The 9,684-nt window shown below is 73.2% G+C and carries 10 protein-coding genes and 1 pseudogene; 5 read left to right on the plus strand and 6 right to left on the minus strand.

What is annotated here, in order from left to right; genetic code table 11:
• From JNW91_RS26420 to JNW91_RS26430, 3 genes are all read left to right on the plus strand, one after another.
• A partial coding sequence (locus JNW91_RS26420) for a hemerythrin domain-containing protein (protein WP_203178088.1) occupies window positions 1–638 on the plus strand: 638 nt, incomplete at its 5' end.
• Window positions 639–678: 40 nt separating this feature from the next.
• Window positions 679–1,275 carry a helix-turn-helix domain-containing protein gene (locus tag JNW91_RS26425; protein WP_203178089.1) on the plus strand — a complete coding sequence of 199 codons (597 nt, stop codon included), beginning with the start codon at window positions 679–681 and terminating at the stop codon, window positions 1,273–1,275.
• Window positions 1,272–2,528 carry an MFS transporter gene (locus JNW91_RS26430; protein WP_203178090.1) on the plus strand — a complete coding sequence of 419 codons (1,257 nt, stop codon included), beginning with the start codon at window positions 1,272–1,274 and terminating at the stop codon, window positions 2,526–2,528. Before JNW91_RS26425 ends, JNW91_RS26430 begins: the two co-directional genes overlap by 4 nt.
• 7 nt (window positions 2,529–2,535) lie before the next feature.
• Here the strand turns inward: JNW91_RS26430 and JNW91_RS26435 are convergent, their stop codons facing one another.
• From JNW91_RS26435 to JNW91_RS26450, 4 genes are all read right to left on the minus strand, one after another.
• Entirely contained in the window at window positions 2,536–3,231 is a 696-nt protein-coding gene (locus JNW91_RS26435; protein ID WP_203178091.1) for an alpha/beta fold hydrolase, read from the minus strand.
• A gap of 39 nt (window positions 3,232–3,270) precedes the next feature.
• Window positions 3,271–3,651, minus strand: a complete 381-nt coding sequence (locus JNW91_RS26440; RefSeq protein ID WP_203178093.1) for a VOC family protein — start codon at window positions 3,649–3,651, stop codon at window positions 3,271–3,273.
• A 51-nt stretch (window positions 3,652–3,702) separates the two neighbouring features.
• Entirely contained in the window at window positions 3,703–4,740 is a 1,038-nt protein-coding gene (locus JNW91_RS26445) for an L-dopachrome tautomerase-related protein (RefSeq protein ID WP_203178094.1), read from the minus strand.
• Between the two features lie 127 nt (window positions 4,741–4,867).
• A complete protein-coding gene (locus JNW91_RS26450; protein WP_203178095.1) occupies window positions 4,868–5,278 on the minus strand; it encodes an MmcQ/YjbR family DNA-binding protein in 411 nt (136 codons plus the stop codon).
• Window positions 5,279–5,436: 158 nt separating this feature from the next.
• Between JNW91_RS26450 and JNW91_RS26455 the strand changes: the two genes are divergently transcribed.
• Window positions 5,437–7,239, plus strand: a complete 1,803-nt coding sequence (locus tag JNW91_RS26455) for an acyl-CoA dehydrogenase (protein WP_203178096.1) — start codon at window positions 5,437–5,439, stop codon at window positions 7,237–7,239.
• 15 nt (window positions 7,240–7,254) lie between these two features.
• Here the strand turns inward: JNW91_RS26455 and JNW91_RS26460 are convergent, their stop codons facing one another.
• Both JNW91_RS26460 and JNW91_RS26465 read right to left on the minus strand, forming a co-directional pair.
• Window positions 7,255–7,431: a hypothetical protein gene (locus JNW91_RS26460; protein WP_203178097.1), complete on the minus strand. Its 177-nt coding sequence runs from the start codon at window positions 7,429–7,431 to the stop codon at window positions 7,255–7,257.
• 103 nt (window positions 7,432–7,534) lie between these two features.
• Window positions 7,535–8,254 (minus strand): polyamine aminopropyltransferase, encoded by a 720-nt coding sequence (locus JNW91_RS26465; RefSeq protein WP_203178098.1) that lies wholly within the window; start codon window positions 8,252–8,254, stop codon window positions 7,535–7,537.
• A 127-nt stretch (window positions 8,255–8,381) separates the two neighbouring features.
• On the opposite strand from JNW91_RS26465, the pseudogene eccB reads away from it, so the two are divergent.
• A pseudogene (gene eccB / locus JNW91_RS26470) lies at window positions 8,382–9,684 on the plus strand (type VII secretion protein EccB); the annotation flags it as partial.

Raw genomic sequence — 9,684 nt, forward strand, 5'->3', positions numbered from 1 at the left:
GACCCCGGCCGCCCGCGGCCCGCCCGAAGGTCACCGGCGGCGCCTTCGCCGTGGTGCCGACCCCCGACGACGGCCGGCGGCTCAGTGACCGCCAGGTGTGGGACGAGTCGGCCCGCCCGACCGGGCCCGCGCCCGACCCCACGCGCACCTACACCGCGCACGAGCAGGCGACCGGTCAGCATCTGGTGCAGGTGCACGACGGGCTGCGGGGCGAGCTGGCCCAGATCCACGAGCTCATCGAGCAGGTCGCGGCCGGTGAGATCGACGCCGGCGCCGCCCGTTCCCAGATCAACACGATGACCATGCGGCAGAACCGGTGGACGCTCGGTGCCTACTGCGAGTCGTACTGCCGCATCGTCACCACCCACCACACCATCGAGGACCAGGCGCTCTTCCCTCGTCTGCGGCGGGCCGACCCCCGCCTGCGTCCGGTCATCGACCGGCTCGAGCAGGAGCACCACGTCATCCACGACGTGCTGGAGGGTGTCGACCGCGCGCTGGTCGCGTACGTCGGAGCGCCGGACGGGCTGGCCGAGCTGCGCGCCGCGGTGAACCTGCTGACCGACGCCCTGCTGTCGCACCTCAGCTACGAGGAGCGCGAGCTGGTCGAGCCGCTGGCTCGGCTGGGGGTGAGCTGACGGGGTTGCCTCACACAACCTGAGAGACTACTTTCGAAACATGCCTCTCAAGAATCCGTACGGGGATTTCGAGATCACCGAGCCGCAGGCGCTGCGGGCACTGGCCCATCCGGTCCGGCTGGCCATCCTCGACCGACTCCAGCGACACGGCCCGGCCACCGCCACCGGGCTCTCGCCGCACGTCGGCGCCACACCGTCGGTGGTCAGCTGGCACCTGCGGCACCTCGCCACGTTCGGCCTGGTCACCGACGCGGAGGGCGCTGGCAGCAAGCGGGAACGCTGGTGGCAGGCAACCGCCCGTGGCTTCCGCTTCACGCTGCCCGACGACGCCGAGGGACAGGCCGCCGGCCGGCAGCTGCGCGGTGAGATGTTCGCCCGGTACGCCGAGGCGCCGCAGCAGTGGCTGCTGCACGACGAGCCTCGACTCGACGACGAGTGGCGTGCGGTGGCCGGGGTGGCCGACACGCGGTTCGTCGCCACGCCCGACGAGCTGCGGCAGCTGGAGACCGCGGTCGAGGAGTTGCTCGCTCCGTACGTGCGGCGCAAGAACGACGAGACGCCACCGGACGGCGCGCAGGTCGTGCGGATGCTGCGCTACCTGCTGCCCGAGCCCGGCGATGATCGGCCCGCGTCATGACCACCGTTGACACCGCGCCCCCGCCGGCTCTGCACCGCGACCGGCGGTTCCGCACCTTCTGGCTCGGCGAGACGATTTCGCAGTTCGGGGACCGGATCAGCGAACTGGCCCTGCCACTGATCGCCGTCTCCCTGCTCGCCGCGACACCGGTGCAGGTCAGTGTCCTCACCGCGCTGATCTGGCTGCCCAACCTGCTGGGCCTGTTCCTGGGCGCGTGGGTGGACCAGCGCACCCACAAACGTCGACTCCTGATCATCGCGGACCTGGTCCGCGCGGCGGTGCTGCTCAGCCTGCCCGTGGCCTACCTGCTCGGCGCGCTCACCCTCACCCAGCTCTACCTGGTCGCGTTGCTCACCGGCGCCGCGGCGGTGCTGTTCGCCCTGGGACGCCAGGCGTTCTTCGTCGCCCTGGTGCCGCGATCGGCGTACGTGGACGCGACAAGCAAGCTGAGCATGAGCCGATCCCTGTCGTTCATCGCCGGCCCGGCCGTCGGCGGCGCGCTTGTCCAGGTGCTGACCGCGCCGGTGGCGATCGTCGTCGACGCGGTGTCCTTTCTCGCCTCCGCGCTGCTGCTGCGTCGCATCCCGGTGACCGAGTCACCCCCGCCGCCGCGTCGATCGTCCACTCTCGCCATGGTCCGCGAGGGGCTGGTGCTGGTGCTGCGCTACCCGGTGCTGCGCGCCGCGCTCGGCTGTACCAGCACGGTCAACTTCTTCACCTTCATCGCCTCCGCGCTGCTGGTGCTCTACGCCAGCCGTGAGCTCGACCTGTCCGCCGGCGTGATCGGCGTCGCCTTCGGCTGCGGGGCGCTCGGCGGGCTGGCCGGCGCGGCGCTGGCCCCCCGCATCTCACGGGCCATCGGCCTGGGCCGCACCGCGATGATCGGCGTGGTGCTGTTTCCCGCACCGCTGGCGCTGACCGCGCTGATCACCGGACCCACCTGGGCGAAGGTGGCCATGCTGGCGGGTATCGAGCTGGTCTCCAGCTTCGGGGTGATGCTGATGGACGTCAACCTCAACGCCCTGCTCACGGCGGTCACGCCCGACGACGCGCGTGGCCGTCGGGCCGGTGCGTACAGCGCCGTCAACTACGGCATCCGGCCACTGGGCGCGCTGGTCGGCGGCGCACTGGGCACCACCATCGGGCTGCGGCCGACCCTGGTCGTCGCCGGGCTGGGCGGCACCCTCGCCGTGCTCTGGCTGCTCGCCTCGCCGGTGCGCCGCATCGCCAGCCTCGGCGAGGCGGCGGGATGACCGCCGGTCAGCCGGCCGCCTCCAGCAGCACCCGCGCCAGTTCGGTCGGCTGGGAGAACATCGGCCAGTGGCCGGTGTCCATGGTGACCAGACGCCAGTGCTCGCTGGTCAGCAACGCGGCCACCGCGTCGTTGGGCTCCGGGCCGTCGAGCAGGCACTTGATGTACGTCGCCGGCAACTCACCCAGCGGGCGGCCGAGCACGGCCGGCTCGGTCAGCGTCGCTCCCGGGTGCGGGGTGCAGCCCGCGACCAGTCGATCGACCTGCGCGTCGGTGAGGCCCTGACCGTCGAGGTCGGCCGCGCCGAGCGGCGGCCAGTAGCCGCCGTTGTCGGCGATCAGCGCCTCGAACACCGCCGGGCCCTGCCACCAGCCGGACGCGAACGACCCGCCGTCGACCGGCACCTCCGCGTCGACGAAGACCACCCGGCTCAGCCGGTCACCGATCCGCTCGGCGGCCTGACCCACCGGGATGCCCGAGTAGCTGTGCCCGACCAGCACCACGTCGCGCAGACCCCGACGCTCGATCTCACCGACGATGTCCTGCACGTGCGTCTGCTGCCCGGCGGGCACCTCCCGCCTCTCGGCCAGGCCGGAGAGGGTCAGCGGACAGGTGCCGTGCCCGGCCGCGCGCAGCGGCGGCACCACCTCGTCCCACGCCCACGACCCGAGCCACGCCCCCGCCACCAGCACGAAATCAGCCATGCTCGGGACGCTAGCGCCACCCTGTGACAGCCCGACGGCTCAGGACCAGCTGCGGGCCTGCGCCGCGAACACCTCCGGCGGGCTCGCCACCGGCAGCACGCACAGCAGATGCCCACCGGGCGCCCGCAGGATCCGGCACTCCAGCCACTGCGACACCTCCGTGGCGCCCAGGTCGATCAGCCGGGCGGTCTCGGCCGCCACGTCATCGGTCTCGATGTCGAGGTGGTAGCGCGGCGCGTCGTCGACCGCCTGCACGGCCGTGACCAGCCCCGGCAGCGCCTCGTGCAGGCCGACGAACTGCGGCTCGGTGGGGTCGGACTGGGTGCTGACGCCCAACGCCGCCGACCAGAACCGGGCGGCCCGGGCCGCCTCCGCCTCGGGCGCGTCGATCAGCAACGCGTACACACGGCTTCGATGCATGCGAGGCAGGATATCGACGACGACGCCGTCGCGCCCGCCTCGCTCGGTGGCTCAGGCGTGGTCCGCCGGGGATGGGCCGGCGTCGACCGGCATCCGGTAGATCCGGATCGGATAGTCGACGGCCGAGCGCCCGCCGTTGAGCCCGGCGGTCATGTGCAGCTGGGCCGCCGGCATCCAGAGGTGGCCGTCGGCGTCGAGCCACATCGCGTCCACCCAGGAGAGACGGGGGTCCGCGACGAGCGTGCGTACGCTGCGATCCGGCGCCAGGGCGAGGACGCGTCGCCGTTGTACGTCGCTGAGATAGATGGTGCCGGCGGCGTCGATCGCCGTGCCGCCGGTGCTGGGCGTGTCGCACCACCGTTCCACCCGACGGGCCAGCTCGTCCGGGGACAGCGACGGGTCGTCCAGCCACCGGGTGCCGATCCGGGACATGCCACCGGAGGCGGGTTGGTAGTACAGCCACCGCCCGTCCGGCGACACCTCCAGTTGGTCGGCGTGCAGGTGCACCTCCGCGCCGGCGGGATCCCGCAGTGCCCGGCCATCGGCGCCCAGAGATCCACCCACCGTGCTCGGATGCCCGTCCAGCACCCGCCGGCACCGGCCCGAGTCGAGATCCAGCACGATGAGGCCGGGCGCGCCCGCGTCGGTGAGGTACGCGATGCCGCCGTGAAACCGGACGTCGTCGACGTAGCTGCTCGGACGCACCGCCGCATCGAGGCGGTAGATCCGGTCCACCCGGTCGCCGTCCACGTCGACCACGACGAGCCGCGCGCCGCCGGGCACCTGCTGGCCGCCGAGCTGCGGTGCTCCCGAGTCGACGATCCACAGCCGGCCGTCCGGGCCGGCACGCAGCCCGTTGACGTGGACGAACGCGCCTTCTGGCGACCGGCCTGTCTGGTTCCACGCGGCATCCGGGTACGGATTGCGACCGCCGTCCGGCAGCGCCTCCACCACCTGCACGCCCGGCCCGTCCGCCGACGGATAGCTCAGGAATACCCGCCCCCGCAGCGTGGTCACGCCCGTGCACACCCGATCCTCGGCGAGCACCGGCGTCAACCGAGGATCCTCCTCGCTGGGAAGCATCGACATGGGTCCGCTCCTCACGCGCCCGCGGCGTCTCCGGCTCCCGTCGGTGGCCGACGGCCCCGGCCACCGTTGGCGCGGTATCCCCGGGCCGGGCCCGGTGAAACGCCGGCCCGGCGGGCACCGCCGGCGCTCACGCGGGTCGGTCGACCAGCGCGGCGAGCCGTTTGGGCGCCAGCATGCAGTAGCTCTCGGTGAGCAGTTCGCCGACCTCGTCCCAGTCGGTGTCGCCGTCCACGACCATGCCCAGCACGGTCGGACCCCAGTCCGGCTTGTAGAAGGGGTGCCCGCAGCCCAGGAGACCGGCGATCTCGTCCGGCGGCGACCGGAAGATCAGCAGACAGGCGGGCCGGTCGAGCGCGGCGGCGCGCGCATGCACCGCCTGGCGGACGGGGTCGACGGTGAGCACGTGGGCGAAGGTCCGCTTGCGGATCCGCCAGCGGGTGCCCACCCAGGCCGGCTCCTCGTAGCTCTCCGGCAGCCCGCGGCAGATCGGGCGCAGCCGGTCGAGGACCTCGGGGTCGACATCTCCGGGTGCGGTCACGGGCAGGGACACTAGCCGGCCGGTACGACAACGTCCCGCTCCCGGCGCACGTCCGCCGGCGGCGGTGGTGTGCCCCCCCGTCGATCCGCCACTATGGGCCGGAGCGACGCCGGGCCGCCGCCCACACCGACACACCCCCGTGCCCGCTGAGGAGTACCGTGCCGTCCACCCTGCTCTCCCGCCGCGACCTGGACTTCCTGCTGTACGACTGGCTGCGGGTGTCGCACCTCGTCGAGCGTCCCCGCTACGCCGAGCACTCCCGGGAGACCTTCGACGACGCGCTGGACCTCGCCGAGCGGGTGGCCACCGAGCAGTTCGCCCCGCACAACCGGGCCGCCGACCTCACCGAGCCCACCTTCGACGGGCAGCGGGTGCGGCTGATCCCGCAGGTCCGCACGGCGCTGGACAACTTCGCCGGTACCGGTCTGCTCACGGCCGGGCTGGACGAGGCGGTCGGGGGCCTGCAACTGCCACACGCCGTCGCGGCAGCCTGCTTCGCCTGGTTCCAGGCCGCCAACGTGGCCACCTCCGCGTACCCCATGCTCACCCTGGGCAACGCCAACCTGCTGCTGACGTACGGCAGCGCGGAACAGGTCGACACGTACGTCCGGCCGATGCTGGACGGTCGGTTCTTCGGCACCATGTGCCTGTCCGAGCCGCACGCGGGCAGCTCACTGGCCGACATCACCACCCGCGCCGAGCCGCAGACGGACGGCACGTACCGGCTCTTCGGCACCAAGATGTGGATTTCCGGCGGTGACCACGAGCTGGCCGAGAACATCGTCCACCTGGTGCTGGCGCGGATCCCCGGCGGGCCGCCCGGGGTGAAGGGGATCTCGCTGTTCATCGTGCCGAAGATGCTTGTCGGCCCGGACGGGTCGCTGGGCGAGCGCAACGACGTGGTGCTGGCGGGACTCAACCACAAGATGGGCTTCCGGGGCACCACCAACACCCTGCTCAACTTCGGCGACGGTCAGCACACCCCGGACGGGCGTCCCGGGGCGGTGGGCCACCTCGTCGGCGCCGCGCACCAGGGGCTGGCCCAGATGTTCCACATGATGAACGAGGCCCGGATCGGCGTGGGGGCCGGCGCCACCGCGCTGGGCTACACCGGTTACCTCAAGAGCCTGGCGTACGCCCGGGAACGACCGCAGGGCCGGCCGGTCGGCGCCAAGGACCCCGCCGCGCCGCAGGTGCCGATCATCGACCACCCCGACGTACGGCGGATGCTGCTGGCCCAGAAGAGCTACGTGGAGGGGGCGTTGGCCCTGGTGCTCTACTGCGCGCGGTTGCTCGACGAGGAGAAGACCGCACCGGCGGACGCCGACCGCGAGCGGGCGCACCTGCTGCTGGAGGTGCTCACCCCGATCACCAAGAGCTGGCCGTCGCAGTGGTGCCTGGTCGCCAACGACCTGGCGATCCAGGTGCTCGGTGGTGCCGGCTACACCCGCGACCACGACGTGGAGCAGCACTACCGGGACAACCGGCTCAACCCGATCCACGAGGGGACCCACGGCATTCAGGCCCTGGACCTGCTCGGACGCAAGATGACCATGCGCGGCGGCGCGGGTCTCGCCCTGCTGACCGGAACGATCCGGGACACCGTCGCGCGGGCCCGGCGGCTCGGAGGGGGGACCGGCGAGTGGGCCGACCGGCTCGCCGGCGCGGTGGACCGTGTGGTCGCGGTGACGCGCCGGCTCTGGGCCGACGGTGACCCGGTGCTCGCGCTGGCCAACGCGAGCGTCTACCTGGAGGCCGTCGGGCACGTCGTGGTGGCGTGGATGTGGCTGGAGCAGGTGCTGGCGCTGCCGTCGGCGGAGGCCGGCGACGCGTTCCACGCCGGCAAGCGGCAGGCCGCCCGCTACTTCCTCACGGTCGAACTGCCCCGCACCGGCCCGCAGTTCGACCTGCTGGACAGCCGGGACCGGACGGCCCTCGACATGCGCGCGGAGTGGTTCTGAGCCGACCGGCGCGGCTCAGCGCCGCCGGGACTGGTGTTGCATGACCTGCCGTCCCTTGATCACACCCAGCACGATCACCACGACGAGCGCGATCAGCCCGATGATGATCAGCCACCGCACCGCCTCCAGGAGGAGCCCGAGCAGGATCAGCACGCCAGCGACGACGCCGACGACCCAGAGCATGGCACGCATCTCGACCTCCGTGACCGGCCGCGGCGCGATGCGGCGGCCCCCCGCTTCACCTACCCGGTCCCGCCCACTCCATGCCCGGGTGGTGCGACGAACCGGTCGGTCTTCAGACCGTGGCGCGGGCGACGTAGACGGTGTTCGCGGACCGGCCACCGGTCAGGGGGTTGGCGAACGGCACGACGTGCGCCCGCGCCGTCGCGAACACCTCGGTGAGCGTCGCGGTGAAACCGGCGTCCGGCGGGTCGTCCGACCACAGCGCGAAGACCCCCTCCGGGCGCAGGAGCGCGGCCAGCCGGCGTAGCCCCTCCGACGTGTAGAAGGCGGCGTGGCTGGCGTGCAGCACGTTGCGCGGGGAGTGGTCGACGTCGAGCAGCACGGCGTCGAACCGCCGGCCGGGCGCATCGGCGTCGAAGCCGGTGTCCCCGGCGACCGCCGCGAAGAAGTCGGCCCGCGCGAACCGGGTCCGCGGGTCCTCCGCGAGCCCCGCGGTGAACGGCAACAGCCCTCGCCGGTGCCAGTCGATGACATCCTCGATCGCCTCGACCACCAGCAGCGACCGCACCCTCGGGTCGTCCAGCGCGGCCTTGGCCGTGTAGCCGAGGCCGAGGCCGCCGACCACCACGTCCAGCGCGTCGCCGGCCAGCTCGGCGAGGCCCAGCCGGGCCAGCTCGATCTCCGCGACCGGAAAGAGGCTGGACATCAGGTACTCGTCGTCGAGCTTGACCTCGTACACCTCGACCTGCAATGCCGGGTCGAGGCGCCGGCGCAGGCTGATCTCGCCGATCGGAGTCTCCCGCCAGGCCAGCTCTTCGAAACGCGCGCCCACGGTGCCCTCTCGCCGCCGGATTCGTCCCCGGATGGTACCCGTCGGGGCCGCGGCGGCCACGCAGGGTCCACGGGACATCGACGCAACGCATATTCTGTGCCCGGCCGATCCAGCGGGAAGGGACCTCATGCCGTCGCGGCAGGACCAGCTGCACTCCTACCAGTTCAGCGTCCAGCGGGCGGTCGCCGCCCTGGTCATGCGGGAGACCGACCCCGCGCAGTCGCCGTTTCGGCGGCTGGCGGGCGCCGGCCTGGCCAGTGTCCTGGTCGCGGCGATCGGGCTGGGCGGCTCGGCGCTCTACGGGCTGTTCGCCGGCGGCGGCAAGGGGTGGCGCGACCCGGGCGCGGTGATCGTCGAGAAGGAGTCCGGTGCCCGGTTCGTCTACCGCGAACAGAAGCTGCACCCGGTGCTCAACTACGCCTCGGCGTTGCTGATCGTCGGCGCCGACCGGTCGAAGACCGTGCTCGTCTCCCGACGCTCCATCGACGGGGTGCCGCGCGGGCTGCCGCTGGGCATCGCCGACGCACCGGATTCGCTGCCCGCCGCTGCCCGCCTGGCGACCACCGCGTGGACGGTCTGCTCGGCGGTCCCGGCCGGTGCGGGCGGTGAGCCGCCCCGCTCCGCGCTGCTGATCGGCACCGAACCCGGCGGCGGGCGGCCACTGGGCGACGACGCGCTGCTGCTGCGCCATCCCGATGGTGGGCTGCACCTGGTCTGGCATCAGCGGCGCTATCTGGTCCGCGACGCCAACCGGGTGCTGGCGGCCCTGGCCACCACCCGGACGCGCGCGGTGCCGGTGGCGCCCGCTCTGCTCAACTCCCTGCCCGCCGGCGTCGACCTGGCGCCGCTCGACCTGCCCGACCTCGGCAGACCCAGCACCGGCGTGGCGGGCGCCACGGTCGGCCAGGTCTACCTCGTGCGCAACTCCGGCGGCGGTCGGCAGTACGCGGTGGCGCTCGACGCCGGGCTGGCCGGGATCACCGAGTTGCAGGCCGGCCTGTTGCTGGCCAGCACCGCGCAGGGCGAGCCCGCACCGATGACGCTCGGTCAGTTCGCCGCGCTGCCCACGGTGTCCGACCTGACCCCGAGCGGCCCGACGGCCCCACCACCGGCCCCGCCCCGGCTGGCGGCGGGAGACGCGCCGGGCTCTGCACGCGCGTCGGCGACGACGGCGGGGTGGGCGAGGTGCGCTGGGGCGTACCGCTGCCGACCTGGCGGCCGTGCCACGGACCGCGCCGGCCGGTGGCGTGGTCCTGGCCGACCACGTGGTGGTGGAGCCGGGCAGCGGCGCGGTGGTCGAGCGCCGCCGCGCCCGGAGCGCCCGGCGGCACGGTGTCCGTGGTCACCGACCTGGGCCGACGGTACGTGCTGGCCGACCGGGGTGTCCTCGCGATGCTCGGCTACCGCGACGTGCGTCCGATGCGGCTGCC

Origin of the sequence: Micromonospora parastrephiae, assembly GCF_016802865.1 — a bacterium.
GTDB lineage: Bacteria > Actinomycetota > Actinomycetes > Mycobacteriales > Micromonosporaceae > Micromonospora > Micromonospora parastrephiae.

Excerpts from the sequence above, each read along its gene's own strand:
- JNW91_RS26425 (WP_203178089.1), top strand. The coding sequence starts at position 679 with ATGCCTCTCAAGAATCCGTACGGGGATTTCGAGATCACCGAGCCGCAG.
- JNW91_RS26440 (WP_203178093.1), bottom strand. The coding sequence starts at position 3,651 with ATGCATCGAAGCCGTGTGTACGCGTTGCTGATCGACGCGCCCGAGGCG.
- JNW91_RS26445 (WP_203178094.1), bottom strand. The coding sequence starts at position 4,740 with ATGTCGATGCTTCCCAGCGAGGAGGATCCTCGGTTGACGCCGGTGCTC.
- JNW91_RS26460 (WP_203178097.1), bottom strand. The coding sequence starts at position 7,431 with ATGCGTGCCATGCTCTGGGTCGTCGGCGTCGTCGCTGGCGTGCTGATC.
- JNW91_RS26430 (WP_203178090.1), top strand. The coding sequence starts at position 1,272 with ATGACCACCGTTGACACCGCGCCCCCGCCGGCTCTGCACCGCGACCGG.
- JNW91_RS26435 (WP_203178091.1), bottom strand. The coding sequence starts at position 3,231 with ATGGCTGATTTCGTGCTGGTGGCGGGGGCGTGGCTCGGGTCGTGGGCG.